The 25,587-nt window shown below is 69.8% G+C and carries 24 protein-coding genes; 12 read left to right on the forward strand and 12 right to left on the reverse strand.

Translation table 11 applies throughout. The features are described 5' to 3' along the window. The first annotated feature begins 93 nt into the window (after positions 1-93). Together NRP21_RS13665 and NRP21_RS13670 are read left to right on the forward strand one after the other, a co-directional pair. Complete coding sequence (locus NRP21_RS13665) at positions 94-1,437, forward strand: hypothetical protein (RefSeq protein ID WP_257716767.1); 1,344 nt, start codon at positions 94-96, stop codon at positions 1,435-1,437. A gap of 262 nt (positions 1,438-1,699) precedes the next feature. Further along, entirely contained in the window at positions 1,700-2,473 is a 774-nt protein-coding gene (locus NRP21_RS13670) for an enoyl-CoA hydratase/isomerase family protein (protein WP_257716768.1), read from the forward strand. Between the two features lie 302 nt (positions 2,474-2,775). Here NRP21_RS13670 and NRP21_RS13675 read toward each other — a convergent pair whose 3' ends face one another. After that, complete coding sequence (locus NRP21_RS13675; protein WP_257716769.1) at positions 2,776-5,250, reverse strand: heavy metal translocating P-type ATPase; 2,475 nt, start codon at positions 5,248-5,250, stop codon at positions 2,776-2,778. 149 nt (positions 5,251-5,399) lie between these two features. Between NRP21_RS13675 and NRP21_RS13680 the strand changes: the two genes are divergently transcribed. Continuing rightward, positions 5,400-6,128, forward strand: coding sequence for a sulfite exporter TauE/SafE family protein (locus NRP21_RS13680; protein WP_257716770.1), 729 nt, complete (start codon positions 5,400-5,402; stop codon positions 6,126-6,128). 75 nt (positions 6,129-6,203) lie between these two features. On the opposite strand, the gene NRP21_RS13685 is transcribed toward NRP21_RS13680, so the two are convergent. From NRP21_RS13685 to NRP21_RS13705, 5 genes are all read right to left on the reverse strand, one after another. After that, a complete protein-coding gene (locus NRP21_RS13685) occupies positions 6,204-6,581 on the reverse strand; it encodes a hypothetical protein (protein ID WP_257716771.1) in 378 nt (125 codons plus the stop codon). 67 nt (positions 6,582-6,648) lie between these two features. Continuing rightward, positions 6,649-9,894, reverse strand: a complete 3,246-nt coding sequence (locus NRP21_RS13690; protein ID WP_257716772.1) for an efflux RND transporter permease subunit — start codon at positions 9,892-9,894, stop codon at positions 6,649-6,651. Between the two features lie 13 nt (positions 9,895-9,907). Next, positions 9,908-11,158: an efflux RND transporter periplasmic adaptor subunit gene (locus NRP21_RS13695; protein WP_257716773.1), complete on the reverse strand. Its 1,251-nt coding sequence runs from the start codon at positions 11,156-11,158 to the stop codon at positions 9,908-9,910. Further along, entirely contained in the window at positions 11,158-12,480 is a 1,323-nt protein-coding gene (locus tag NRP21_RS13700) for a TolC family protein (RefSeq protein ID WP_257716774.1), read from the reverse strand. Before NRP21_RS13700 ends, NRP21_RS13695 begins: the two co-directional genes overlap by 1 nt. 90 nt (positions 12,481-12,570) lie before the next feature. Then, a complete protein-coding gene (locus tag NRP21_RS13705) occupies positions 12,571-12,936 on the reverse strand; it encodes a hypothetical protein (protein WP_257716775.1) in 366 nt (121 codons plus the stop codon). 168 nt (positions 12,937-13,104) lie between these two features. Here NRP21_RS13705 and NRP21_RS13710 point away from each other — a divergent pair, with 168 nt between their 5' ends. Beyond that, the gene (locus NRP21_RS13710) at positions 13,105-13,560 is read left to right on the forward strand and encodes a MerR family transcriptional regulator (RefSeq protein WP_257716776.1); all 456 of its coding nucleotides are present in this window, start codon (positions 13,105-13,107) and stop codon (positions 13,558-13,560) included. Positions 13,561-13,906: 346 nt separating this feature from the next. Here the strand turns inward: NRP21_RS13710 and NRP21_RS13715 are convergent, their stop codons facing one another. Continuing rightward, entirely contained in the window at positions 13,907-14,977 is a 1,071-nt protein-coding gene (locus NRP21_RS13715) for a LysR family transcriptional regulator (RefSeq protein ID WP_257716777.1), read from the reverse strand. A gap of 112 nt (positions 14,978-15,089) precedes the next feature. On the opposite strand from NRP21_RS13715, the gene NRP21_RS13720 reads away from it, so the two are divergent. Genes NRP21_RS13720 through NRP21_RS13730 form a run of 3 tightly spaced genes read left to right on the forward strand, consistent with a single transcriptional unit; the run spans position 15,090 to position 18,012 of the window. Further along, the gene (locus NRP21_RS13720) at positions 15,090-16,046 is read left to right on the forward strand and encodes a Bug family tripartite tricarboxylate transporter substrate binding protein (RefSeq protein WP_257716778.1); all 957 of its coding nucleotides are present in this window, start codon (positions 15,090-15,092) and stop codon (positions 16,044-16,046) included. After that, a complete protein-coding gene (locus NRP21_RS13725; RefSeq protein WP_257716779.1) occupies positions 16,043-16,456 on the forward strand; it encodes an allophanate hydrolase-related protein in 414 nt (137 codons plus the stop codon). The genes NRP21_RS13720 and NRP21_RS13725 overlap by 4 nt, the downstream gene beginning before the upstream one ends. A gap of 5 nt (positions 16,457-16,461) precedes the next feature. Beyond that, entirely contained in the window at positions 16,462-18,012 is a 1,551-nt protein-coding gene (locus tag NRP21_RS13730) for a sulfatase (RefSeq protein WP_257716780.1), read from the forward strand. Positions 18,013-18,182: 170 nt separating this feature from the next. On the opposite strand, the gene NRP21_RS28035 is transcribed toward NRP21_RS13730, so the two are convergent. Beyond that, on the reverse strand, positions 18,183-18,320 hold the full coding sequence (locus NRP21_RS28035; protein ID WP_408639624.1) for an RraA family protein: 138 nt from the start codon (positions 18,318-18,320) through the stop codon (positions 18,183-18,185). Then, entirely contained in the window at positions 18,284-18,574 is a 291-nt protein-coding gene (locus tag NRP21_RS13735) for an RraA family protein (protein ID WP_257716781.1), read from the reverse strand. The genes NRP21_RS28035 and NRP21_RS13735 overlap by 37 nt, the downstream gene beginning before the upstream one ends. 119 nt (positions 18,575-18,693) lie before the next feature. Here NRP21_RS13735 and NRP21_RS13740 point away from each other — a divergent pair, with 119 nt between their 5' ends. The 4 genes from NRP21_RS13740 to NRP21_RS13755 all read left to right on the forward strand — a co-directional run bounded on the left by NRP21_RS13740 (position 18,694) and on the right by NRP21_RS13755 (position 21,415). Then, complete coding sequence (locus NRP21_RS13740; protein ID WP_257716782.1) at positions 18,694-19,512, forward strand: hypothetical protein; 819 nt, start codon at positions 18,694-18,696, stop codon at positions 19,510-19,512. Between the two features lie 356 nt (positions 19,513-19,868). Further along, positions 19,869-20,261 carry a hypothetical protein gene (locus NRP21_RS13745; RefSeq protein ID WP_257716783.1) on the forward strand — a complete coding sequence of 131 codons (393 nt, stop codon included), beginning with the start codon at positions 19,869-19,871 and terminating at the stop codon, positions 20,259-20,261. Positions 20,262-20,411: 150 nt separating this feature from the next. After that, positions 20,412-20,837: a hypothetical protein gene (locus NRP21_RS13750; protein WP_257716784.1), complete on the forward strand. Its 426-nt coding sequence runs from the start codon at positions 20,412-20,414 to the stop codon at positions 20,835-20,837. Between the two features lie 167 nt (positions 20,838-21,004). Beyond that, a complete protein-coding gene (locus NRP21_RS13755; protein ID WP_257716785.1) occupies positions 21,005-21,415 on the forward strand; it encodes a hypothetical protein in 411 nt (136 codons plus the stop codon). 2 nt (positions 21,416-21,417) lie between these two features. Here NRP21_RS13755 and NRP21_RS13760 read toward each other — a convergent pair whose 3' ends face one another. From NRP21_RS13760 to NRP21_RS13770, 3 genes are all read right to left on the reverse strand, one after another. After that, positions 21,418-21,654, reverse strand: coding sequence for a hypothetical protein (locus NRP21_RS13760; protein WP_257716786.1), 237 nt, complete (start codon positions 21,652-21,654; stop codon positions 21,418-21,420). A 395-nt stretch (positions 21,655-22,049) separates the two neighbouring features. Continuing rightward, positions 22,050-22,694: a DedA family protein gene (locus tag NRP21_RS13765; RefSeq protein WP_257716787.1), complete on the reverse strand. Its 645-nt coding sequence runs from the start codon at positions 22,692-22,694 to the stop codon at positions 22,050-22,052. An 80-nt stretch (positions 22,695-22,774) separates the two neighbouring features. After that, entirely contained in the window at positions 22,775-24,166 is a 1,392-nt protein-coding gene (locus tag NRP21_RS13770) for a hemolysin family protein (protein WP_257716788.1), read from the reverse strand. A 788-nt stretch (positions 24,167-24,954) separates the two neighbouring features. Between NRP21_RS13770 and NRP21_RS13775 the strand changes: the two genes are divergently transcribed. Continuing rightward, positions 24,955-25,572: a tripartite tricarboxylate transporter TctB family protein gene (locus tag NRP21_RS13775; RefSeq protein WP_257716789.1), complete on the forward strand. Its 618-nt coding sequence runs from the start codon at positions 24,955-24,957 to the stop codon at positions 25,570-25,572. Positions 25,573-25,587: the final 15 nt, after the last annotated feature.

The raw sequence follows: 25,587 nt of genomic DNA on the forward strand, positions 1-25,587 counted from the left end.
GGTCGGCATCGAAGCGATCATCAAGAGGTCGCGGACCCTGTAGGCAACCCACCCGAGTTCAGGACGCCCATAGTGCCGAACGATGATGGATCCATGGACGAGACCTTGGAGGCAATGGCGGAGCTGGCACGTGAGGTCGCGAGGGAGCTCGATGCTGTCCTCCTCACCCACTACGCCGACGCCGAGACGCTGGACACGCTGCGCCCCGGCGAGACCGACATCGAGACTGCCCAGGCCGTGAACCGAGTCGTCGCGGCTGAGATGATCGACGGGGGCGTGGAGGTCTTCGTGCAGCGTGCGGACAGGGCGGCCTTCCGGCGCTGGATGCAGGGGCGGGACGACACGCCGGAGAGCCGCCGCGCCTGGATCGACCGCGGCCGCCTGCTCAGGGGCGATGCCGCCCTGGAACTGCTCGGCCTCGAGCCGGTCGGGTCGCCTGCCCCGAAGCCCCGCTTTGGCAGGGCGCCCGGCCCCATCGCGGACCGGCTGCTCGCTGCCTTTGTCGCCGGGGAGGAGGACGAGCTCGAGGCGCTGGCCGAGGATCTCCTGGCGGCGGGGCGTGAGGACGTCCTCGACCTCGCCGTGCGGAAGGCGGCGGAGCGGCATGGCGACGAGAACGCGCGGGAACTGGCCGACGCGCTGCGTGCGGTGGCGGCGGGCGATGCGGCCGGGCCGTCCGGATGGGCGGAGCTGGTCGCCCTTCCCGTGGCCCTGCCGCAGGGGCAGCTGCCGGAGGCGGCCGCCATCGTGGACGGGCTGCTCGCGTCCGGCGCGCTGGAGGAGACGATCGAGCTCCGCTTCCTGCCGGGCTGGCGCTCGCCCAGGACCCTGGCTCGCCTCTCGCCCGGCGCGCTCCGGCGCGTGCTCCTCGACATGGCTGCCGGTGGCGAGCCTCGCGACCTGCCGCCGGGCGACACCGACGAGCTTCTGCGGGGCGGCTTCGGCGTGCTGGTCGGCCTGCAGATCGACTGGGACATCCCGGTCTGGGACGCCATCGCCGCGGAGGGCGGCCCGCCGCCTGGCACGGATGAGGAGGGCGAGGAGACGGCCGGGGAGGCCCGCGCAGCGGCCCTCTTCGACAGCTGGCGCGGTGCGGTCTTCGAGGTGAGCGGGGGGTGCGTGCCGCTGGCGCTGGTTCCGCCCACCGAGGTCGGGGCCGAGATCGAGGAGTTCCTGGACGAGGCCGGGGCGCAGACCCGCGGCCTGGAGGAGATCGTGGCCTGCGTCACCGCCGCCAGGCGCAAGGCCGGGGACGAGGAGGTCGTCTGCCGCGCGGAGATCGTCGGCGAGGGGCTGGAGCTGTCGCTCTACACTGGTAGCGGCCGCTTCCTCGACGGCCTGACCCTCCCCGAGGAGCGGCTGCCCGCCAAGGCGGTGGAGATGCCAGCGCTCCTTGGGTCCTTCGTGCGCATGGTCAGGGACGCTCCGGGCCGCTAGCTGCGCCGGTGGTCGGTTCGGTTCCATGCACGCCACGACCGGCGGGGGCTGGTGCTGGGGATCGACCACCTCGTGCTCGGCCCCATGCCGCAGATGGGCTTCCCCGTGGCCTCCGCCGGCGCCCCCGCGAGGAACAGTGGCCCCCGCCGCTCCATGGCCAGCACGCCGCAGAGATCCTGCGGGGCCTCGGAGGTGACGCAGGGGTCATCGCCACACTCCCGGCGCAGGGCCCCATTCACATGCCCCAGGAGGAGGTATCCGCATGACTGACGAGGTCACCTACCATGCGGCGGACGGCATCGCCGAGATCACGCTGGGGCGCGGCCCGGTCAACGCGCTGAGCGTCGACTTCCTGGAGGCCATCCTGAACGGCTTCCGCCGTGCTGCCGCCGACGACGCAGTGCGCGCGGTGATCCTGCGCAGCGCCCTGCCGCGTCGCTTCTCCGCCGGGCTGGATCTGGACATCCTGGTCGGCAAGAGCGGTCTCGAGGTGCGTCGCTTCCTGGAGCGCCTCTATGTCGGGCTGGCCGACGTTCAGTACGGCATGGGCAAGCCCACCATCGCCGCGGTGAACGGTGCCGCACGCGGTGGCGGGATGACGCTCGCCATCTCCTGCGACGTGATCATCGCCGCCGAGGGAGCCAGCTTCGGCTACCCGGAGATCGAGCTGGGCCTGATCCCGGCCATCCACTTCGCCCACCTGCCGCGCATCGTCGGCCGCCACCGGGCCTTCGATCTCCTTTTCAGCGGGCGGCGCTTCGAGGCTGCCGAAGCTGCGGCCATGGGGCTGGTCAGCCGGGTCGTGCCCGACGATGCGCTGGACGGCGAAGCCCGTGCCCTGGCAGCCGACTTTGCCAGCAAGCCGCCGATCGCGATGCGCCTGGGCCGGGCCGCCTTCATGCGGGCCAACGACCTGGACTACCGACGCAGCATCGCCAACGCAGTCGAGGATTTCTGCGGCCTCGCCGCCACCGACGAGGCCCAGGAGGGTCTGGCTGCATTCCTCGAGAAGAGGGAGCCTGCGTGGCGGCGCTGACGGCATCCAGCCTGTGCAGCGAGCGCAACTCTTCCGGCCCCTCCCCCGCCTCCTTGAAGCTGCCGCCGGACAACAACGGGGCCACGTCATAGGCGCCAGTCGCTCCAGCAGGTCTCCACGATCGAGCGGATGCCTCGATCTCGGTCCTGCTCGGGAAGGCGGTGTCGAACATCGCGTTTGGCCGCGATCCCATGACGCTCGGGTTCCGGAGGGCGGAGATGGCGTCCTGACGACCCACTAGGCACCGTCCGCGATAGGTGACGTCACAAATGGGGTGAAGCTGTCTGGAACAGGGTCGCTCCTCAAGCGCCTGGCTTCCAGGCGAGCAGGCGAAGGGCATTCAGCGTGACCAGGACGGTGGCCCCCGTGTCCGCCATGATGGCGGGCCACAGGCCGGTCACCCCGATCAGCGTGGTGACCAGGAAGACCGCCTTGAGGCCGACCGCGATGGCCACGTTCGCCTTCACGTTCGCCATGGTGGACCGCGACAGGCCGACCAGCTCCGCAACGCCCGACACCCGGTCCTTGAGGACCGCGGCGTCCGCGGTCTCCAGGGCCACGTCGGTGCCCCCGCCCATGGCGACGCCCACGGAAGCAGCGGCCAGCGCCGGGGCGTCGTTGATTCCGTCACCCACCATGACGACGGAGCCCACCGACCTGAGGGCAGCGATCTCCCGGAGCTTGTCGTCCGGCAGGAGTTCCGCCTTCACGTCGAGGCCAAGGCCCTCTGCGATGGCAGCACCCGTCCGGGCATTGTCGCCCGTCAGCATGACCGAGCGGACACCAAGCCTCGTAAGGGCGGCCACCCCGGAAGCGGCGTCGCCACGCGGCTCGTCGCGGAGCGCCAGGACACCAGCCGCCGCACCGCCTACGACCACGACGACGGCCGTCTTGCCCTCGCTCTCCAGGCGCGTGATCTCCCCGGCGAACCGGCCCATGTCGGCGCCGGACCCGGCCGCGTGGCGCGGGCTGCCGACGCTGACGTTGCGGCCCGCAACCGTGGCGGTCACCGCCTTGCCAGGCACGGCGCCCTGCTCCGAGGCGGGAGGCGTCGCGATGCCGCGCGCTGCTGCCTCGGCCAGGACCGCCTTGGCCAGCGGGTGGGAGGAGCCCTGCTCCACGGCCGCCGCGTAGGCCAGGAGGTCCCAATCGGAGGTGTCCGGGGCGGGAAGGACGTCCGTAACCTTGGGACGGCCCTCCGTCAGGGTGCCCGTCTTGTCGAAGGCCACCGTCTTCGCGGCGCCGATCTCCTCCAGTGCCGCACCGCCCTTGATGAGCAGGCCACGACGGGCACCAGCGGACAGCCCGGACGCCATGGCGGCGGGGACGGAGATGACCAGGGCGCAGGGGCAGGCGATCAGGAGAACGGCGAGCCCGCGGTAGACGCTGGTCCACCAGTCCCATCCCAGCAGGAATGGCGGGACGAGGATGACGAGTGCGGAGACGATCATCGCCCCCGGGGTCCACCAGTTCGAGAAGCGCTCGATGAAGCGCTGGGTCGGCGCCCGGGAAGCGGTCGCCTCCTCGACCATGCGGATGATGCGGGCAATGGTGTTGTCGGTCGCCGCGCGGGTCACGCGTACTCGCAGGGCGCCGTCGGCGTTGATGGAACCCGCGACGACGGCCTCGCCTGGGCCGCGCGAGACGGGGACGCTCTCGCCCGTGACGGGGCTTTCGTCGAGGGCGGACTGCCCCTCCTCGATGGTGCCGTCGCAGGGCACACGGTCGCCGGGCCGGACCAGGACGAGGTCCCCGACGGAGAGGCGGTCGGAGGGCACCTCCTCGGCCGTGCCGTCGGCGCGCAGGCGCTGCGCCGTCCGGGGCATCAGGGTGGCCAGCGCCTTGATGCCAGCACGGGCGCGCCCGGCCGCCATGTTCTCCAGCAGCTCGCCGAGCGCGAAGAGCAGGACGACCACGGCTGCCTCCTCGGCGGCACCGATGATCGAGGCACCAACGGCCGCCGTGACCATCAGGGTCTCGATGGAGAACGGAGTCCCGGCCCGGGCCAGGGCGAAGGCGCGGCGGCTGAACGGAACCAGGGCCACGAGGGTCGCCGCCAGGAAGAGCGGGTAGGTCAGCCGGGCCGGGAGGACCAGCGACAAGGCATAGGCGCCGAGGACGAGGGCGCCGAGCAGCCAGACCAGGCGTGCCTTGCCCGTGGCGTACCATGGCTTGGCAGCGTCGGCCGGGTCGTCATGGTCGGCATGGGAGTGACCGAAGGCGCCGCCGTCGCCGTGGTCGTGCCCGGCATGATTATGGTCCGCGTTCTTGTCGGTCGGATGCGGGGCGACCTTCTCGGCGTCGATCGCGGGGAGCGGGCGGGGCGTGTAGCCGATGGCGGAGATCGTGCGCTCGACGGCGGCCGGATCGGTCCGGCCCGGCTCCAGCCGCAGGGTGAGCCGCTCCGCCATCAGGTTCACCGCGACGTCCGTGACGCCGGGCAGACGCTTCATGGCGCCCTCGACCTTGGCGACGCAGGAGGCGCAGTCCATGCCCTCGACGTGCCACGACAGAAGCTGCGAGGCCGCGGGGGTGTCCAGGCGGGTGGCCTTGTAGCCCAGGGCGGAGATCTGGCCCTCCACGGCCTCCGGGGTAGCGCCGCCCGGCGCCAGGGTGGCTCCCAGGCGCTCGGCCATGAGGTTCACCGTGACATCCGTGACACCCGGCAGGCGGGTGACGGCCTTCTCCACCTTCGCCACGCAGGAGGCGCAATCCATGCCCTCCACGCGCCAAGCCACGGACTGCACCTGCTTGCGCTCGGTCCCTATGCCGTCCATCGAGCGATCTCCTGCTGACGGCTCCACAGATAGGGCCTCCAGTGGCTGGAGGTTCAAGAGGGAAATCTGCATCCGAGGGACGGCCCTCGCATCCATCGGACATCGCGTCCGGGCTTGCCATGGAGCCGAGGGGGCGACAGCACCCTCTCATGGATCACGTCATCCTGTTGACCTTCCTCATCGCCTGCGTATCGCTTCTCTACGCCACGGTCGGCCAGGCGGGAGGGACGGCCTTCCTCGCCGTCATGGCCTTCGCGAGCTTCCCGGCCGAGGAGATGCGGCCGACCGCCCTGCTGCTGAACATCGTGGCCGCCGGTTACGCCACCTGGCGGCTCCATCGGTCCGGCGCCATCGACTGGCGCCTGCTGCTCCCGATCACGCTGCCCTCGCTGGTGGCGGCCTTCCTCGGCGGCCTGCTCGTCCTCGACGGCCCCCTCTACTTCAGGGCAACCGGGATCCTGCTCATCGCCGCGGCGGGGCTGATGCTCCACCGCCGGAAGGGGGCGGTCGATACCGCCACGGTCCGCCTCCTGCCCGCCACGATGGCGGGCGCGGTGGCCGGGTTCCTGTCCGGGGTGACCGGGGTCGGAGGCGGCGTCTTCCTGGTTCCGCAACTAGTCGTGTTCGGTTGGGCCTCCGCCAGGCACGCGGCGGGCATCTCGGCCCCGTTCATCCTGTTCAACTCCGTGCTCGGCCTCGCGGGCGCCCTGCTCGCCGGGCAGCAGATCGCCTCGGGCACAGCCGCCTACTCGGTAGGGGCCATCATTGGGGCCATCCTGGGCGCCGCCATCGGACAGCGATGGATGACGGAGCGGGCGACCCGCTACGTCCTCGCGGCCGTTCTCCTGTTCGCGGGCGGCCGTCTCCTGCTCCGCTGAGAGCCCTTCGGCTCCAGGCCACCCAAACGGCACCGAAGCCCGCCATGGATCGGCAGGCTTCAGCGCCGCGGGAACTCAGAAGCGCGCCTGTCCGCTGCGGCCAGCGGGGTTCTTGATCTGCAGCGTGACGGAGGTCCCGCGGGCGACCGCGCTGGCGGCGGTTCCGGTCATCGTGTTCTCCGCACCGGGTGCCAGCTGGACCACCTGGCGCGACTGACCCGAGCCGACCAGGGCCGAGGCCGTGTAGCCGGTCGAGGGCACAGGCTTCCCGGCCTCGTCATAGAGGTGGACGGTCAGCGTCCGCTCGGCGGTGAGCAGCTCGGCGTGGATGCCCACCACGTCCTGCATCTTGCCACCGTGGGGTCCCTGGTCGCCGTGGCTGTGGCCCTGCTGGGCCAGGGCTGCGGTGGGAAGCGAGGCGGCCGCGATGGTCGCGAGGAAGATCCTGCGCATGTCATAGATCCTTGCTGACTGGGGTTGGTCGAACCCGGTGGCCCTCGTTCGGCGGCCACCGGCACGCTCACTCGGCCGGGGCATGCCCTGCCCCGACGGGGACGGCCTCCTCGGCCACAGGCTCCTGCACCCGGCCGAACCGCACGTAGAGGGCGGGCAGCACCAGCAGGGTGAGCAGGGTCGCGGTGATCAGCCCGCCGATGACGACGGTCGCCAGCGGCTTCTGGACCTCGGCGCCAGCCCCGGTCGCGATCGCCATCGGCACGAAGCCCAGCGATGCGACAAGCGCCGTCATGGCCACGGGCCGGAGCCGGACCATGGCGCCCTGGTAGACCGCATCCCGCAGGGACAGGTGGCCCCGGAGAATGAGGTCCTTGATGGAGGTCGCCATCACCAGCCCGTTCAGGACGGCCACGCCGGACAGCGCGATGAAGCCGACCGCGGCCGGGACCGAGAACGGCATGTCCCGGAGCCACAGGGCGAGCAGTCCGCCCGACAGCGCGAGCGGCACACCGCTGAACACCACCAGGGCGTCCCGCACCGAACCGAGGGCCGCGTAGAGCAGCGCCAGGATCAGCAGGAAGCAGGCGGGCACCACGACGGTCAGTCGTTCCCGCGCCTTGGCCAGGTTCTCGAACTGGCCGCCCCAGGTGATGGTGTAGCCGGGCGGCAGCTGCACCTCCCGTTCCACCCGCGCCTGCGCCTCGGCCACGATGGAGCCGATGTCGTGGCCGCGGGCGTTGGCCTGGACGACGACACGGCGGCGCCCCTGCTCACGGCTGATCTGGTTCGGCCCCTCGACGACGCGGAGGTTGGCCAGCTGCTGGAGTGGAACCGATGCCGCTGGACGGCCCGCAACGGGAGGCAGGGGCACGGGCAGGCTCCGGAGCGTCTCGAAGTTGCCCCGCAGGCTGTCCGGAAGGCGGACGACGATGGCGAAGCGGCGGTCCCCCTCGTAGACCATCCCGGCCTCGCGCCCCCCGACCGCGGTCGCCACCACGGCCTGGACGTCGGCGATGCTCAGGCCGCGCCGGGCCACCTCCGCCCGGTTCACCGTGATCTCCAGGAACGGCAGGCCCGTGGCCTGCTCTACCTTCACGTCCTCGGCGCCCTCGATGCTCTCCAGGATCCGGGAGATCTGCCCGGCCGCCTGGAGCATGGGGGCGTACTCGTCGCCGAAGACCTTCACGGCGAGGTCGCCGCGCACGCCCGCGAGAAGCTCGTTGAAGCGCATCTGGATGGGCTGGCTGAACTCGATGGCGTTGCCCGGGATGCCCACGACCGACTCCTCGATGCGGCGGACCAGCTCGGCCTTCGGCAGCGACGGGTCCGGCCACTGGTCCCGGGGCTTGAGGATGATGAAAGTATCCGAGGCGTTCGGCGGCATCGGGTCGGATGCCACCTCGGCCGTGCCGGTCTTGGAGTAGATGACCTGAACCTCGGGCAGGCGGGATATGCGCCGTTCCAGCACGGACTGCATGGCCTGGGACTGCTGGAGCGAAGTGCTGGGGATTCGCAGGGCCTGCATGGCGAGGTTGCCCTCGTCCAGCGTCGGGATGAACTCCTGCCCGAGCCGCGAGAACAGGCCGAGGCAGGCGACGAAGATGAGGGCACTTGCGGTAATGACGGGGATGGGAGCGCGCAGCGCCCCGCCGAGAGCAGGTGCGTAGACGCGCTTGAGGCCGCGCACGATCGCCACGTCCTTCTCCTGGACCCGCCCGGTGATCCAGATGGCGATGAGCGCCGGGACAAGGGTCAGCGACAGGATGAAGGCGCAGGCCAGGGCGATGATGACGGTCATCGCCATGGGGATGAACATCTTGCCCTCGACCCCCGTGAAGGTCAGGAGCGGCGCGTAGACCAGGATGATGATGGCTTGGCCGTAGAGCGAGGGCCGGATCATCTCCTTCGCGCTCTCCGCCACCGTCTGCAGGCGCTCCGCCACGGTCAGCAGGCGCCCCTTCTCGTGCTGGCGCTCGGCAAGGTGCCGGAGGCTGTTCTCCGTGATGATGACCGCGCCATCGACGATGAGGCCGAAGTCCAGCGCACCGAGGCTCATCAGGTTGGCGGAGATGTGCCCGCGCACCATGCCGAAGGCGGTCAGCAGCATGGTCACGGGGATGACCAGGGCGGTGATGAAAGCCGCCCGGATGTTCCCCAGCATCAGGAACAGGATGACGATGACCAGCAGCGCACCCTCGCCCAGGTTCTTGGCGACGGTGTGGATGGTGGCGTCCACCAGGATGCCGCGGTCGAGCACCGTGACTGCTTCGATGCCCCTTGGCAGGGTCTGCCTGAGTTCGTCCACCTTGGCGTGGACCGCCTCGGCGACGATGCGGGAGTTCTCGCCGATGAGCATGAGGGCAGTCCCGACCACCATCTCCTGCCCGTTGCCGCTGGCGCTGCCCGTCCGCTGCGCCTGGCCGATGACGACGCGCCCGACGTCACGGAGCAGGATTGGCACCCCCTCCCTGGTCGCGATGACGACCTGCTCCAGCTCGGCGGCGCCCGTCACGCGCCCGCCGGAGCGGACGACGAGTCCTTCCCCGCCCCGCTCGACGTAGCCCGCTCCCACCGAGACGTTGTTCCGCTCGATGGCCGTGGTCAGGTCGGCGAAGCTCAGCCCGAGGCCGACTAAGCGCGCCGGGTCGGGCTGGACCACGTACTGCTTGGTGTAGCCGCCGATGGCGTCCACGCCCGCGATGCCTTGCACGTTCCGGATCTGCGGCCGGATGATCCAGTCCTGCACCGTCCGGAGATAGGTGGCGCGGTCGGCCTCGGTGGTCAGGCGCTCGCGTTCGGGGGTCAGGTAGCTGCCGTCGGCCTGCCAGCCGGGCTGGCCGTCCGGCACGACGTCGCCCTCCTTCCTGGGCGCGAAGTTCACCGTCCACATGGTGACCTCGCCCAGGCCGGTGGAGACCGGGCCGAGGCGGGGTTCCACCCCCTCCGGCATGGCCTCCCGCGCCTCGATCAATCGCTCCAGCACCTGCTGGCGGGCGAAGTAGATGTCGGTGCTTTCCGTGAACACCGCCGTGACCTGGCTGAAGCCGTTGCGGCTGATAGAGCGCGTGCTCTCCAGGCCAGGGATGCCCGCCAGGGCCGTCTCGATCGGGAAGGTGACCTGCTTCTCGATCTCGTAAGGCGAAAGCGACGACGCCAGCGTGTTGATCTGCGCCTGGTTGTTGGTGATGTCGGGCGTCGCGTCGATGGGCAGGCGGGCGACCGACCACGCGCCGATGCAGGCCGCGATGACGGCCAGCAGCACCACGGTCCATCGGTTGCGGACGGAGAAGTCCAGGATGGGTCCGATCATGTCCGGGCGGGCCTCAGTGCGCGTGCCCGGCTTCGGACTTGCTCAGCTCGGCCCGGAGCGAGAAGGCGTTGGCCACCGCGATCTCCGTCCCGGCATCCAGCCCGAAGATGATCTCGTAGCCGTTTGCGTCCTCGCGCCCGGTCTCGACCTCCCGCAACTCGAAGCCCTCCTCGTTCCTGACGAAGACGACCTTCTTCCCCTCGACCTCCTGGACGGCGTCGCGGGGCACCAGCACGTCCACCCGCTGCTCGGCCGTGGAGAGATGGGCGGTCACGAAGCCGCCCGCGCGCCAGGTACCCTCCAGGTTGGGGATCTCGGCCACGGCCCGGGCGGACCGGGTCTCGGGATCCAGGACGGGGCTGAGGAAGACGATCTTCCCCTCGGTGCGTGCCTCGCCCTCCCCGGTGACGAGCACCGTCTGGCCTTGCCGGGCCATAGGGAGGTCACGGGGTGGGATGGCCAGCTCCACCCAGAGGACGGAGAGGTCGGCGACGGAGAAGACCTCGGCGTCGGCAGCCACCGAGGCGCCCAGTACGGCGTTGCGGGCGGTGATCCGGCCCGCGATCGGCGCGCGCAGTTCCAACCGGCGGAGGGTGGCGGCGGGCTGGCGCGCGAGGGCAGCGATCTCGGCGTCCGAAAGGCCGAGGGCAGCCAGGCGGGCGCGGCCGAGATCGACCTTGATGCGGGCCTCCTCGGCCGCGGTGCGGGCCTGCAGGAACTCCTGTTCGGCCGAGATGCGCTGCCGCCAGAGGCGGGTCTCGCGGGCCAGGGTGGTCTCAGCCAAGGCGGCCGAGCGGGTGGCCGCCAGGAACTCGCCCTTGGCGTCCGCCACTTCGCGGCTCTCCAGGACGGCCAGGACGTCGCCTTTTCCGACCTCCTGGCCCAGTGCCGTTCGGACCTCAGCCACGATGCCACCAAGGCGGGCCGTCACCCGCGCCTGGCGATCCTGGCTGGCTGAGAGGACGCCTGGCACGGCCGCGCGGGTGACCAGCGTGCCGCTCTGGACAGGGGCGACACGAATGCCCGCGGCCTCGATGCCCTCGGCGGTCATGGCGATGTGCCCTTCCTCGCCGTGGCCTTCTCCCTCGGCGTGCCCGTGGCCATCCCCCTTGGGGGCAGTGGCGGGCGCCGCAGCACGAGCGGCCCCGGCGGGCGTGGATTGCATCCCGAGGAGGTTTCGCGCGGTGTCGGGGATCGATGGATAGACGACGGCCAGGGCGAGGCCACCGACGGCGGCGCCCGCCATGAGGGTCATGCGGAGCATCAGCGGGCACTCCCGTTCGGGGCGTTCACGGGCTGGGTGGAGACGGCGGGCAGATCGCCACGCAGGCGCTGCACCTGGGCGCGAAGGGCATGGAAGGCCTGGATCGCCTCCACGAGCTGGGCGCGGGTGTCCGAGAGCGCCCGCTGGGCATCGAGCACCTCCAGGAAGCTGAAGCGCCCCTCTCCGTAGCCGAGAGTGGCGAAGCGGGCGGCCTGCTCGGCGGAAGGCAGGGCAGTGCGGCGCAGGGTGTCGACGGACCGCCAAGCCAGCGCGAGACGCTGCTCGGCCGCGACCAGGGTGGCGACCAGGATGTTGCGCCCGCGCTCGGCCTCGGCCTCGGCCCGGGTCAGCTCGGCCTGAGCACGGGCGATGCCACCCTGGTTCCGATCGTAGAAGGGCAGCGGGATGGAGGCGCCCGCCACGAAGGCCGTCTCGTTGCTGTCGCCGAAGCGGCGCACGTCGCCGGAGATGGTCACGTCGGGCACGGCCGTGGCGCGCTGGAGCGTCACGTTCGCGCGCTGCTGGACGATGGCCGCATCCAGTCGCGCCAGTTCGGGGCTGCCCGAGAGGCGGGCTAGCGGGTCGGCCGGGACCGGGCGCCCCGGGTTGGAACCGATGTCGTCGAACCAGGGCTGGCGCGGGGCGAGCTCGACGCGCGGGACGCCGATGAACACGGCGAGGTCGGCCAAGGCGATCTCCACCTCGCGCTGGGCACGCTCGGCCGCGATGTCGGCGGTGGCCCGTACGACCTCGGCGCGCTCGGCCTGGAGCAGCGGGTCACGGCCCGCCTCGACCCGTGCTCGGGCGGCCCGGAGCGTCTCGGCTGCCAGCCGCGCGCGCTCCCGCTCGACGGCGACCAGCCGCCGCGCAGCCTCTGCTGTCGCCAGGGCGGTCACCACCTCGCGGGCGATCTCCAGCCGGGCGCCCGTGAAGTCGAGCGCCGCGACCTCGCCAATCCGGGCGGCCAGATCCATGCGGGCGGAGCGCTTACCGCCCAGCTCGATGCGCTGGGCGAGGCCGACGGTGCTCTCCATCGCCCGGACGCCGCGGTTCTCCTGGCGGCCGCCGAACCCGCCGAAGTTCTCGAAGCTGCCTCTCAGTTCCGGGTTGGGCCGCAGGCGCGCCTGCAGGGCATCGGCCTGGACGGCCTGGCGGGCGGCCCCGGCGCCGCGGAGGGCGGGGGAGACAGTGAGTGCGGCCTCGACGGCCTGCTGAGGAGATGTGACGACGAGGGGCGCGACGGGCGGACGGGTGTCCTGCGCGAGGGCCAGGGCCGGGACGACGGCGAGAACCGCCGCGAGCCAGGCAACGCTGAATAGCATGGGGAGCACCTGGGAAGACGGACCGCAAGCGGGCCGGGCACCGCCACCTTCAGGGATAGGCGGGCCGGACCAACGGGAAGGCGTGTTCCGTCAGGCGCGAGGTGGTCTGGGCGGCAGTTCCGTCACCCCGGACAGCAGCACCCGCCCAGGGGGCGGGACCGGCTTGAACTCCGGATGAACGACGGCAGGAACCATGGCGGCGAGCACCGGCGGGAGCGGTGTCACCTTGCCGCAGAGGTGGTGGGCGGAGTGGCACGGCAGGGCGTCGGGCCGCAGGGGGTCATCAACCGAGCCACCGTTGGCGAGCACGAACTCGACCTGCCCGGCCGGCGCCGAAACCGTCGAGGCTCCTGCTTCCGTCGAGACCGCGACCGACAGGAGCATGAGCGCACACATCATCACCGAGAGAACTCGGCGAAGGATCCTGGCGGCCAGCGATGTCGGCAGGGCGAGCATGCAGGGGGAAGTCTAACGCGGCTGTAATCCGATGTCATCGGGCGACGGGAGGACATCTTGTCCCACCACCCCCGTCCGGAATGCAGGGCGGTCCGGGGAACCAGCGGGGAGGCATAGGGTCACCGGGGTCCCATATCTTGCCGGGGCGGCCCTGACCGAGGAGTGACCATGGCGAGACTGACGATCGGGGAACTGTCGCGGCTGACCGGGGTCAAGGCGACCACTATCCGCTGGTACGAGGCCGAGGGCTGGCTGCCTCCTCCCGCCCGGACCGAGGGCGGGCACCGCTCCTATGGGGACACTCACCTTCGACGGCTCGGCTTCATCCGCCACGCCCGGGAACTCGGCTTCTCCATGGAGCACGTCCGCTCCCTCCTTGATCTCGCCGATCGCCCCGGGGCGGACTGCTCGGCCGCGCACGCCATAGCAATGGCGCACATCGCCGAGGTGGACGCCCGCATGCGTCGGCTCGAGGCACTCAGGGCAGAACTGGAGCGGATGGCCAGCCTGTGCGTGGGTGGCCACGTGGAGGAGTGCCGCATCATCGAAACCCTGGCCGACTTCGGGCATGGCCACTGCGCGACGGAAGGTCACGGAACCGTGGAGGACCGCCGGAGTTCCTGAGCACTGCCCGAGCCGCCGTCGCACAGCCGGATAGACCAGGGTTAAGACGGCATCCATGTTCACCCGAATGCACCAGCGGGTCCGCGGACCTGCCCCGCCCGGCGTCTAGGCATGTCCCTGGTCCGCGGCCACGGGCGCAATGCGGGGTAGCCACATGACGCAGTTGCGCCAGCCGGACGGGCATCGCGCGGGAGATGTTCGCGAAGGGCATCCTCGACGTCATCGGATGCCGCGCGCTCCCTGCCGAAGGATCCGGCCAGCCCGAGCCACTCGCCTTGTAACTACCCTGGCTCGCTTGCTGGTGATGGATCGGAAGCCGCGGTGACCATCCTGAGGTCGTCAGCGACTACAGGGCCGTTATCTCTACGGCGCCCGGCCAACTCCCCTGGGCAACCATCTCGGCCACGCAGTCTCGCATCAGGCCCGCGACCCGCGCCACGGCATCCGAACCTGCCCTCCCCTTGGCACGGGCAAGAAAGCGCTGGATGCGAAGGTCCGCAATGGGCACGGCTTTGAGGGTGCCCGATGCGAGTTCATGGCGCACGACGGCGGCCACCTCCACCATGGATCCTACGCCCGACAGGACCAGCTCCCGGCCGACGGCGGCGGTGTCCACCTGGACCAGTGCGTTCAACGTCTGCCCGGCCTGTGCCTGCGCCGCGACCAGCACCCGCTGCATCGGGCCGTCGGGCGGACCGGTGAGGACCAGGGGCAGGCCACTCAACGCCGCCAGGGTGAGGCGCCGGACTGCGAAGTGCGGGTCACCCGGTCGTGCGATCAGGCACACAGGCTCCTCCAGGAGCGGCGTCAGCAGGAAGCGCGAGGGGTCGGTAGGCCCGTTCAGGATGGCGATGTCGACCCGGCCTTGGTGGATCCAGCCTTCCAGCACCGGGCTGGCAGCCGTGGTGATCCGAAGTCTTACCTTGGGGTAGCGGCGCAGGGTGAGTGCCGCCAGCTGGCCGCCGAACAGTTCGGCCACGCTGGGCGAAAAGCCGAGGGTCACCGTGCCCTGCGGTTCCGCGAGCGGAGCGCGGGCTTCCTCCAGCAACGCGTCCGCCTCGGCCACCAGAGCCTCGGCGCGGGCCAGGATGACCTCGCCCTCCGGCGTCAGCGACACCCCCCTGGCATGCCGGTCCAGCAGCCGGATACCCAGTTCGTCCTCCAGCTTGGCCACCTGGCGGCTGAGGGCGGGCTGGGCCACGCGCAGCGCGTCGGCGGCCCTTCCGAAATGGCGCTGACGCGCCACCATCGTGAAGTACCGGAGCTGACGCAGTTCCATCACCGCCCCCTTCATGCCGAAACGGCATCGGGTCCGTAGCCCGATGGTCTTGGACGGAGCGGGCATGATCGCGCGATCCTCCCACAAAACAAAGTGGGCCCGTGGGTTCAGATAGGCGGCCCTGGAGGAGGCATTCATGAGGAAATCAGCTTCGCGAACTGCTGATCTTCACGTTCCGGCATCAGGAGCGCCCGACAGCCTGCCCCTGGCGCCCACGGTGCGAGCCTCGCGGCGTCAGCTGCTGCTGGCGATGCCTGCCTTGGCTGGTGGTGCCCTGCTGGCCCGTGGCGCGACAGCCCAGGAGGCTTGGCCACCCACCACCGTCACCTTCGTGGTGCCGGGCCCCGCAGGCGGCACCGGCGACGTGATCTCGCGCGCCATCTCGCCGATGCTGCAGCAATCCTTCGGCCGTCCCGTGGTGGTGGACAATCGCCCCGGCGCAAACGGAGAGGTCGGCACGCGCTTCGTGGCGCGCAGCAAGTCGGATGGCTGCACCGTGCTGATTGGTTCTATCGGCCACTTCGCCATCAACTTCGTCCTTCGGCCGAACCTCAGCTACGACCCGGTGCGGGAACTCGCCCCCGTGACGCTGGTCGCGACCACGCCAAACGTCCTGGTGGTGAACCCGCAGAACGTGCCCGCCACCGACCTGCCCTCGCTGCTGACATGGATGAGGAGCAGGGGTGACCGCGTCTCCTACGCCACCAGCGGCATCGGCTCCTCGGACCAGCTGACGATGGAGCTGTTTAAGCAGATCACCGGCACCAGGGCGGTGCACGTGCCCTACCCCGGCGGGCCTCCGGCGCTGACGGACCTGATGGGGGGCAGCGTGGACATGGCCTTCTTCAATCTGGGCAACGTTACCAACCATGTTCGTGAGGGACGGCTGCGCGCGGTGCTGATCACTTCCGCTGAGCGCTCGCCGCTGCTGCCGGAGGTGCCGACCGGAAAGGAACTGGGGCTGACGGATCTCGTCGTGACCTCCTGGCAGGGAATCGCGGTGCCGACCGGCGTTCCTGCCCCCGTGATCGCGCGGCTGCACAAGGATATCGTGGCGGCGCTGCAGGATCGGACGGTGGTGCAGCGGCTGGCCGACCTCGGCTTCACCGTGGTGGCCAGCGGGCCGGATGAGTTCCGCTCCTTCCAGATGGCGGAGATCGGCCGGTGGCGCACGCTGATCGAGCGGCAGGGCATCCGGCCCGAATGAGCAGCGTAGAATCCATGCCGCTGCTGCTGGCAGTCGGCAACCACCTGCAGGGTCTGTCGCGCCACTTCGAGCTGGCGGATCGCGGTGCCCGGCTGGTGGGAACGGCTTGGACCGAGCCTTCCTATCGCCTGCTGGCGCGCGGCACGGAGACACCGCTGAAGCCGGGGCTGGTGGAGGTGGCGCGTGACGGGGGCACCTCGATCGAGGGTGAACTCTACACCCTGCCCGGCGGCGCGCTCGAGGAGTTGGCGACGCTGGTCCGGGCGCCGATCCAGCTCGGCCAGGTACGGCTCCGCGACGGGCGGGTGGTGCACGGATACCTGTGCGACGCGGCCGCGATCGCCGATGCACGCGACGTGAGCCATCTCGGCGGCTGGCGCGCCTTCCTCAACGATTCCGCCGCGGAGTAGCACCGATGCGCGTGGTCTTCGTCCTGTTCGACAGCCTCAACCGCCACGCGCTCGGCGCCTACGGCGGCACGGCCGTGCCGACGCCGAACTTTGACCGGCTGGCGCAGCGCGCTGCGGTGTTCGATACCCACTACGTCGGCAGCCTGCCCTGCATGCCCGCGCGGCGGGACCTGCACACGGGGCGGCTGAACTTCCTGCACCGCGGCTGGGGGCCGCTGGAACCCTACGACGTCTCCTACGCCGCGCTGCTGGGAAAGGCGGGCGTGTACAGCCACCTCGTCTCCGACCACTTCCACTACTTCGAGGACGGTGGCGCGACCTACCACCAGCGGTACTCGAGCTGGGAGTACATACGCGGCCAGGAGAAGGACAAATGGAAGGCAATGGTGGAGCCGCCGCTGGAGCGGTTCAAGGCCATGTACCACCCGCTCCAGCAGCCGGCCGAACCGACCGACGGACGGCTGAACTACATGGTCAACCGCGAGTACATCAAGGAAGAGGCCGACTTCCCCTCCGTGAAGTGCTTCGACGCCGCGCTGGAGTTCCTGGCCACCAACCGCACAGCCGACAAATGGCTGCTGCACCTGGAGACGTTCGACCCGCACGAGCCCTTCTACGCGCCGCCCCGGCTGCGGGAGCGGTTCCAGACCGGCTACGATGGCCCGATCCTGGACTGGCCACGCTACAAGCGGCTGACCGAATCCCCGGCCGAGGTGGCGGAAATCCGCGCCAACTACGCCGCCCTGCTGACGCTGTGCGACGAACAGCTCGGGCGGTTGCTGGACGTGTTCGACCGCGACGACCTCTGGCGGGATACGGCCCTGGTCGTCACCACCGACCACGGCTTCCTGTTCGGAGAGCACGAATGGTGGGCCAAGAACGTGATGCCGTTCTACGAGGAGATCTCGCGCATCCCGCTGTTCTTCTGGCATCCGCACCACCGCTCCGGCGGGAGGCGCCAAGCGTTGACCCAGACCACCGACCTGATGCCGACCATCCTGGAGTGTTTCGGGGTGGAGGTGCCACCGGTGGTGACCGGCAGGTCCCTCCTGCCCGTGCTAGACAGCGACGCCAAGCTACGTGACGTGGCCATCTTTGGCATGTTCGGCGCGGCTACCAACGTCACCGACGGGCGATACACCTACTTCCGCTATCCGCCCGACATCCTGGCGCAGGAACTCTACGAGTACGTCCTGATCCCGCTGCATCAGAAGGCCTTCTTCGCGACGGAGGAACTGTCCGGCGCGCAACTGGTGAAGCCGCTCGGCTTCACGCAGGGCATGCCCCTGCTCAAGGTGCCCGCGCGTCCAGGGCAGAAGACGCGGGAGCCGCCGCAGGGCCTCTTCGACGACGCGCAGACCGTGCTCTACGACCTGGCGGTCGACCCCGGACAGGCCTCGCCCGTCCAGGACGAGGGAGTGGTGGCGCGGCTCCTGTCCGGCATGGAGGCAGTCATGCGGCAGCACGAGGCGCCGCAGGAGGCCTTCGAGCGCCTGGAACTCCCCGGGCACGGCGCCCCTGCAGCGGTCTCGTCGACGGATGGAGGGACGGCATGAGCCCGCGATCCTGGCTTCGGGCGCTGTGGAGGAAGTTCTTTCATTCCGACCGGTACCGCCCGGAACGGCGCTACATGCGCGGAAGGATGCAGGGGGACGGAACGGGGCAGGCATAGCCGAAAGGTTGGCCTGCTTGGCCAGCGAGAGCCTTCGCCATCGTTAGGACACTGTTACGAGGCAGCGGAGCCTTGGAAACGCCTGGTGGCGACGAGAACAGCGTCCGCGTCAGCGTAGATCCAGTTTCCAGGGTGGAAAGTCGCGCCCCCGACTGTTAGCGGGACGTTGAGAACACCCCCGAAGCCTGCCATTGGGCGCCGTGCAGTAGTTCCGACTGCCTTGACGCCAAAGTCAGGGCGCCGATCGCCTCACTGTCACGGATGGCAGCGCAGAGAGCCGCGGCAGCCCAGCCGTTCCGGGTGGCGAGGTCCACCATTCGGTCGCCGAGAAGGCAGCGTTTGGTGTCGACAACGCGCCGAACGCGGTGCGTCTTGCGCTCGGAGCGCCCATCGACCGCGCCGATCTCGAGCGGGCGCTGGGTGACGTTGCCGATGCGCTGTGACATGGGCCGCCCCGTCGGCAGGTCTGTCTGGCAGCAGCGTCTGCGTGTGGAATGACGTTCAGAGTGCCGTGAGGGATCAGGGTGGCGGGACGAAGCATGCAGGAACACCAGGAATCGGCATCATGACCTGGCCTTCCCTGTCTCACATCCTTCTCTGGGTCGCGAGCATCGTCGCCGCTGGGCTGCTCGCCCTCTATCTCCTCGTCTACGAGGCTTTCCAGCCGGGCACGCCCCTCTCGCGCCTGCAGCGACGCATCGAGATGGCCCGCATCACCACGGTCCTCGACCGGCCGCAGGTGATCAACGGCTTCCCGCTCCCTGCCGGAACGGAAGTCGTGTGGGAGGACCCGTCCCACCGCCGCCCCCAAGCCGCGACCCTGCGTACCCCCACGGAGATCCTCGGCGTCCGCGCGACCGGCCTCCTGCGCGTCGTGGAGGGAGGATGGGTCGTCGGGCTGGCGGACGCACAGGAGATCGACGGCTGGACCTGCGCGAAGGGTGAGGTCGAACTGACAACCGCAGGACGGCTGCGGAACTGCGAACTGTCGGGCACTCCGACGTGGAGAGGGTGGAGGCTGCCGCCGCATACGAGCGTTCAGCCCCGGCCGGAGCTGCATCAGGTATGGCTGCAGCTGGACTTCGCGTTCCCACTGGACAAGCCCCTGGAATCCCCGGTGGTGGGGAGGATGCCCTGGATCATCGCCTTCAACGAGGACGGCTCGCCCCTGGAGAGTACGTACGACCGCGAGGCTCCGTACCGCGTGGCGGGGCAAGAACTCTCGGGCGACGTGCGATGGGACTACGACCCGGCCACTTACGGGATGGGACGCGAGCGCCCGCCCGTGGCGGTCAGCGGCTTCGTCCACGAGGGCAGGACGCGGCGGCACGTCGTCCTGCCCTGGCCGGGATCGGCGACACCGGAACGAGAGGGTCGTCCGTGACGTGTCGCGGCTGGAAGGCGACCGTCGCGCTCTCAGGCGCTGCCGCAGCCGCGGGCGGAGTTCTTCATCCTCCAACTCTCCCGCGTGCGGAGATCGACAACGGCGAAGAGGCGCCCACTGGCGTCACCGGCTGGGCAGTGCCGCGGGACGGATACCAGTCACTGCCTGACGCGATCCCCCACCCTGGATCGGGCCACGGCGTCGAAGCCGTCGTCGGTGGCGGCGCAGAGGTCGTTGGCGTAGGTCACCTCCGCGCCACTGAGCGGATCGGGGCCGTGACCGGGACCGTCGGCGCGGGTACCGGTGCTCCGGATCGTGCTGACCGCGCGACTTCTGCGTCCTTCGGAGATGCACCGATGACTGTCAGCCCCGCTGCCCTTGCCCTCCTCGCGGCGCTCGCGCCGGGACTGCCCGACGCGCCCGCGCTGGCGACGCCCTGGCTGCCTGTCCGCGCACCGCCCGTCGCCCACCTCTCCCCGGACGGCCGCCTGATGGTCATGCTGGAGCGGGACGAGGCCTTCGGACAGGTCGAGACCCTAACCGTCTTCGCCGACCCGAACACTCGGCAGGCCCGCCGGATCTTCCGCTCCGTCGGCGACACGCCGCTGCGTTTCCTGCGATGGCAGGGGGCCCGCATGGCCGAGCTGGAGTTCCCACCGCAGGGCGGGGAACTGGCCTATCGCCTGTGGCTGACCTGCGGGGACGAGAACTGCACGCTGGACCGTGCACCAGCCGAAGGCAGGCGGTAGATGCGGGATCGAAAGTCATCCATCACCGTGGCGGTGAGCAGGAGGTCACGCATGCGGGTCCTGCTGCACTCTGCTGCGATCGTTCTGGCCCTCACGGTGAACGCCTTTTCCCAGCCGGTGCGACCCGCATCTCCAGCGGGAGCCGCCGTGGTGACCAGCGCTCCGCGGTTCGAGGATTTCCCGGCCGTGACCAGCCCGCCCACCCGAAATGCTCCCCTGACCCTCACGCCGCGGGACCGGCATTACCGGACACGCCTGCGGGCTGCCGCCGCAGAACGCCCGAACTTCGCGGGCCACTACGTCCTGACGACCTGGGGCTGCGGGACGGAGTGCCTGTACGGCGCGGCTGTCAACCTCCGCACGGGGCGGGTGACCTTCCTGCCCTTCGCCACGTGCTGCGTCGGCGAGGCCCCGAACGGCGACGAGAGGATGGTCGCCTTCCGGCAGGACAGCACCCTTCTCGTCCTTCTCGGCATGCGGGACGAGCGAGGGGGCGACATCGGCTCGCACTACTACCGCATGCAGGGTGACAGGCTCGTGCACCTGCGGTCCACGCCGTTTCCCACGCGGCGCTGAGGCCATCCGTCGATCGAGGTCGTGCAGGAACCAGGGGCACGCGTATGCCTTTCCGGCTTGGCAGGGGATGTGGTCTAGCCTGGGAGGACTCACGGCCACGGGACGGATTCACGACTGCGATGCCCTCTGCTTTGATGACGTTGCGCCACCCTGGACGCCGCTCCGCTTTGGCCGTCCTTCTCGTCCTGCCCGCCACCCCCGTGCTCGGCCAATCCGTCCTCCGCGACGAGGCGTTCTTCGCCTTCTGGCAGGCCTTCCGGGCGGCGGTCCTGGCCGGTGACCTGGAGGCCGTCGCCCGGATGAGCCGCCTGCCGGTGGAGAGCCGGGGCGAGCTGGACGACGAACCGGTCCTGCGGCTGACCGCGACGACGTTCCCGCCCGCCTTCCGACGGCTGCTCGCCACCGTGGACGACCCCGCCTCGGGCCGCACCGTGCTGGACGGGATCCGCGACACCCCGCGGCCCCGTCTCGACGGCCGCAACGCCTCGCCCGGGCAGGTCAATCTCGGCAGCCTGCAATTCGGGCTGGGCCGCAACGGCTGGCGACTGACCACGATCTATCGGGGTCCCGCGGAGTAGCGCTAGGTCTGGTCGCGGGCCGCGCGCGTGGCCGCGACTACGCGGCCGTCCCGGTCGATGCGCCATCCCAGGCGCTCTGGCGCGGCACCGCTCGTCGGTGTCCATCGCTCGGCCGTGAGGAGGCCTTCACGCCCGTCCCAGGAGGGGGCGCCGGACGCTTCGACGTTGTTCCAGCAGGAGGAGAGGAGCAGCCCGACGGCCTCCCGGGCGTGAGGGCGGAGGCTGACGACGTGCAGCATCTCCTCCTGCCCGGCCCCGCACATCCCGCCGGGCGTGCCAGGCCGGGATTGATAGGTTAGGAGGAGGATGAGGGCCGCGCCGGGACGACGCCACCCTGCCGTTCCTGTACGACGAGGAGGCGGCGCTTCTCCGGCAGCAGAACAGCGCGTTCCTCGAAAAGGCGCGGGATGCCGCCGGGACCGCTGCCTGACGATTCGGCGGTCCGCCGGGTCCCAGCCATTCACAGGTCGATGCGGTCAGCTCGGCGGCACGACCAGATCCGTCGAGCGCCCAAGGGGGCGCAGGGGACCTCGTCAGCAGGCGTCCAGCACGGGCCTGGGAGGTTGCTGGTGTTCCTGTCGCCAACGACATCGAGGGCAGCTGACCGCGCACCACCCTCCTTCCAGGATCCGCGTCAGCTGCTGTTCCTGGAACGGGTCATGGCTGACGAGAGCATCGGACGCATCCGGCTGTGGCCGAGCCACAGGAGGACAGCGACACCTGCCAGGGCGGCCAGCACAGCCGCGCTGGGCTGCGTTCCGAGCCGCTGAGCGATCCAGCCACCAACGGCACCCGGCATCAGCACGACAGGCGCCCAGACAAGGGCAGAGAGGATGTTGGCTGTCTGGAAAGGCAGGTTCCGCATGCCGGTGACACCGGCCGCCAAGGGTGTCACGGCGCGCATCGGACCGATGAAGCGCCCGACGAACACTGCCCACCAGCCCCAGCGCCGGAACACCGTGGTGGACCAGGCATAGGCGCGCCAGCACGAGCGCGGCAGGCGGCGCCGGATGGCCTGCGGTCCGACCAGCCTGGCCAGCCAGTAACCCGCCGCGTCGCCCAGGATGCCGCCGGCCGCACAGGCAAGGAGCACGGGCCACGGGTCCACGAGGCCGCTCCCGATCAGGGCGCCCATCGCCAGGAGCAGCGCCGTGGAAGGCACGACGATGCTGATGACGGGGAAGGATTCCAAGAACGCAATGAGGAAGGTGGCGGGAGCCGCCCATACGGTGTTGGCCCCCACCCAGGTCGCGACGGCCGTTGTCCAGTCTTCGAACATGGGCGGGCGCTACCATGAGGCACTCGCACATGTCACGGAGTTAATGTTCGCCCCGTGGCGGGCCGCAGGCTGCCCCGGGCCTATCGCAGGGGCGTACCACTCCCTGGCCGATGGGTGGCGAGCACGGCGGCAGCCTCTATCGGCGCGGCGAGCACCTTGTCGATCCGACGGCCGTCGAGGTCGATTACTTCGAAGCGCCAGCCATCCACCTCCACCGCCTCGCCGACACCGGGCAGGCGCCGCATGGCGTCGAGCACAAAGCCAGCGACCGTTTGGTAGGAGCGGTCGGAGGGGATGGTGAGGCGGAGAGTCTCCACCATCTCGTCGGCAGGCATCCAGCCCGCGAGCAACCAGGAGCCGTCCTCGCGCTGGACGGCCGCCTGCTCGTCACCGGGATCCTCGTCGGAACGGAAGCCACCGACGATGGCGCCCGTCAGGTCCGTCGGCGTGACCAGCCCCTCGAAATGGCCGTACTCGTCATGGACCAACGCCATCGGCACCTCGGCGCTGCGCAGGGTCGAGAGGATCTCCAGCGCCTCCGCCGTGTCCGGCACGATGGGCGCGGTCCGGGCCATGGCGCGCGGGTCCAGCGCCTCGCCGCGCAGCATCGCGGCCAGCAGCTCGCGCGACTGCACCACGCCGATGACGATGTCGGGGGAGCCGTCGATGACGGGAAGGCGCGAATGCGCGGTCCGCATCAGCACCTCCTTCATGGCGTCGGGGCTTCCGGCCGCGTTGATCCAGTCCACCTCGCCGCGTGGCGTCATCACACCCTTTACGGGGCGGTCGCCGAGGCGCAGCACGCCCGCGATCATGTGCCGCTCCACGGTCTCGATGGAGCCGTGCCGCTCCGCCTCGGCGACGAGGGAGCGCACGTCATCTTCCGTCACCTTCTCCTCCGGCTCCTCGCCGCGCCCCATCAGGCGGAAGATGAGGCTGGTGGAATTGTCCAGCAGCCAGACCAGCGGGGCGGCGACCCTGGACACCACCGTCATCAGGGGCGCCATGGTGCAGGCCAGGCCCTCGGCGTTGCTCAGGGCCAGGCGCTTGGGCACCAGTTCGCCGGCCACGATGGAGAGGTAGGTCACCACGGCCACGACGCCGCCGAACCCGACCGGCTCGGCCACGGACAGGGGCACACCCAGCCCGGCCAGCCACGCCGTGAGACGCCCACCAAGTGTAGAGCCGGAAAAGGCGCCCGCCAGTACGCCGACGAGGGTGATGCCGATCTGGACGGTCGACAGGAAGCGCCCGGGATCGGAAGCCAGGGCGAGGGCGGCCCTGGCGCCTGGCCGTCCCTCCTCTGCCATCGCCCTGAGCCTGGGGCGGCGGGCCGAGACCACTGCAAGCTCGGAAAGGGAGAAGACCCCGTTCAGGACGATGAGAACAACGACGACGGCGATCTCGAACAGAACAGCCTCCAGCTGATGCGAGCCGCCTATATGCGAGCGCCCAGCTCTCTGACCAACCACATTGGTTCGAACACCAGGGAAGGAGTTAGCGCATCAGTCGCAGCGTTCCCACCAGCGGGAAATCGGAGGTCGACTTCTGGAGATTGTGCAGCTGTGTGGTGAGCACCAAACATGCAGGCACTTCCGAGCATACCTTTCCTGGGCTGCACGAACCCATCCGCACCGCAGCAGAGCAATCTGCTTGATCTGACCAGCTTACAGCTCCCTTACGTCTCGCCTCGCGGACGGCTGCACACCGGTGCATCGGCCAATCCGATCGACTTCTCGTGGTGCCTCCTGAAGCCAAGGTCCCGCAGGCTCGATGTCTGTAGGAACCGTGCCTGCATTTGGTGCATCGAGGGCGATGGGTGCGGTTCTGAACCCTCCGCAAAGACCGCTCTTCCGTGGCACGACCGCCCTGCACTGATGGCATGGTGCCGCCATGGAACAGCTATTGGTACTGCGGCCATAAGATCGAATGTTTCGCGCTAGACGGAAAGCTTCGCATATATGCGCTCGAGAAGATGTCGCAGAGCAATACTGTAATGGGCTTCGTGTATATTTTTCCAGCTTATGACGAAGCGCCGCTCTGAACCTTGTGAGGGGGAAAGCCCGTCAATACGGTGCGCCCCATTCGGGAGAGGTACGTCCGAGCGCACGCGACCGCGGCGATGGTCAGTTCCGAACATGAGAGCCTGATGCAGGGAACCGACATCCCCTCCGGCAAGCATGTTCTGAGCACCGTCGGCTGTCGTCTGCTCAAGGACCTCCGCATGCATTCCAGGTCCCGAGTTTGAGGGTGGAGGGTCATGAAGGTAGGCGTCAAAGATCTGTGGGCAGGAGGCATACTCATCTTCCTTGCCCTGCTGGGTCTCTTCATCAACGGGGGCCTCCTGGGGATTGGGCTGGAGTCCCATGCGCTCGGAACAGCGCGTCGCATGGGGCCGGGCTACATGCCCATGCTCGTCTTCTGGCTGCAGCTCGGCCTCGGTTGCCTCGTCGTCTTCAACGCATTCAGCAACGGACCCGATCCGCTGGAGCGCTGGACGAAGCTGGACCTCACGACCCTGGCCATCAGCGTCAGCTCCGGCGTGATCCTCTGGCGGGTGATGGAGGCGATCGGCCTCAACAACAACTATATCCAGGTCGGCGCTCCCTGTTTCGTCGCCATGGCCGTCCTCGCCATCTCGCCCGCCTGGCGCCCACTCGGTCTCGTGCTCGCGTCCTTCGCGATTTTCGGTCTCCTTCTCGAGCCGCTGGGACTGATCCTGGCGCTGGTGGGACTGTGCGTCGTCTCGGCGCTGGCAGACCGTGACCACAACCCGGTCAGCGTGATCGGGATGACAGTCTCCCTCTGTATCATCTGCTGGTTCGTCTTCATCTACGAACTCGATATCCGCGTGCCGCTATGGCCGACCATTTTCTGAGCCGCCAGGGATAGG

Source organism: Roseomonas populi, from assembly GCF_024594815.1.
GTDB classification, from domain to species: domain Bacteria; phylum Pseudomonadota; class Alphaproteobacteria; order Acetobacterales; family Acetobacteraceae; genus Roseomonas; species Roseomonas populi.

Excerpts from the sequence above, each read along its gene's own strand:
- NRP21_RS13665 (WP_257716767.1), top strand. The coding sequence starts at position 94 with ATGGACGAGACCTTGGAGGCAATGGCGGAGCTGGCACGTGAGGTCGCG.
- NRP21_RS13670 (WP_257716768.1), top strand. The coding sequence starts at position 1,700 with ATGACTGACGAGGTCACCTACCATGCGGCGGACGGCATCGCCGAGATC.
- NRP21_RS13675 (WP_257716769.1), bottom strand. The coding sequence starts at position 5,250 with ATGGACGGCATAGGGACCGAGCGCAAGCAGGTGCAGTCCGTGGCTTGG.
- NRP21_RS13680 (WP_257716770.1), top strand. The coding sequence starts at position 5,400 with ATGGATCACGTCATCCTGTTGACCTTCCTCATCGCCTGCGTATCGCTT.
- NRP21_RS13685 (WP_257716771.1), bottom strand. The coding sequence starts at position 6,581 with ATGCGCAGGATCTTCCTCGCGACCATCGCGGCCGCCTCGCTTCCCACC.
- NRP21_RS13690 (WP_257716772.1), bottom strand. The coding sequence starts at position 9,894 with ATGATCGGACCCATCCTGGACTTCTCCGTCCGCAACCGATGGACCGTG.
- NRP21_RS13695 (WP_257716773.1), bottom strand. The coding sequence starts at position 11,158 with ATGCTCCGCATGACCCTCATGGCGGGCGCCGCCGTCGGTGGCCTCGCC.
- NRP21_RS13700 (WP_257716774.1), bottom strand. The coding sequence starts at position 12,480 with ATGCTATTCAGCGTTGCCTGGCTCGCGGCGGTTCTCGCCGTCGTCCCG.
- NRP21_RS13705 (WP_257716775.1), bottom strand. The coding sequence starts at position 12,936 with ATGCTCGCCCTGCCGACATCGCTGGCCGCCAGGATCCTTCGCCGAGTT.
- NRP21_RS13710 (WP_257716776.1), top strand. The coding sequence starts at position 13,105 with ATGGCGAGACTGACGATCGGGGAACTGTCGCGGCTGACCGGGGTCAAG.
- NRP21_RS13715 (WP_257716777.1), bottom strand. The coding sequence starts at position 14,977 with ATGAATGCCTCCTCCAGGGCCGCCTATCTGAACCCACGGGCCCACTTT.
- NRP21_RS13720 (WP_257716778.1), top strand. The coding sequence starts at position 15,090 with ATGCCTGCCTTGGCTGGTGGTGCCCTGCTGGCCCGTGGCGCGACAGCC.
- NRP21_RS13725 (WP_257716779.1), top strand. The coding sequence starts at position 16,043 with ATGAGCAGCGTAGAATCCATGCCGCTGCTGCTGGCAGTCGGCAACCAC.
- NRP21_RS13730 (WP_257716780.1), top strand. The coding sequence starts at position 16,462 with ATGCGCGTGGTCTTCGTCCTGTTCGACAGCCTCAACCGCCACGCGCTC.
- NRP21_RS28035 (WP_408639624.1), bottom strand. The coding sequence starts at position 18,320 with ATGGCAGGCTTCGGGGGTGTTCTCAACGTCCCGCTAACAGTCGGGGGC.
- NRP21_RS13735 (WP_257716781.1), bottom strand. The coding sequence starts at position 18,574 with ATGTCACAGCGCATCGGCAACGTCACCCAGCGCCCGCTCGAGATCGGC.
- NRP21_RS13740 (WP_257716782.1), top strand. The coding sequence starts at position 18,694 with ATGACCTGGCCTTCCCTGTCTCACATCCTTCTCTGGGTCGCGAGCATC.
- NRP21_RS13745 (WP_257716783.1), top strand. The coding sequence starts at position 19,869 with ATGACTGTCAGCCCCGCTGCCCTTGCCCTCCTCGCGGCGCTCGCGCCG.
- NRP21_RS13760 (WP_257716786.1), bottom strand. The coding sequence starts at position 21,654 with ATGCTGCACGTCGTCAGCCTCCGCCCTCACGCCCGGGAGGCCGTCGGG.
- NRP21_RS13765 (WP_257716787.1), bottom strand. The coding sequence starts at position 22,694 with ATGTTCGAAGACTGGACAACGGCCGTCGCGACCTGGGTGGGGGCCAAC.
- NRP21_RS13775 (WP_257716789.1), top strand. The coding sequence starts at position 24,955 with ATGAAGGTAGGCGTCAAAGATCTGTGGGCAGGAGGCATACTCATCTTC.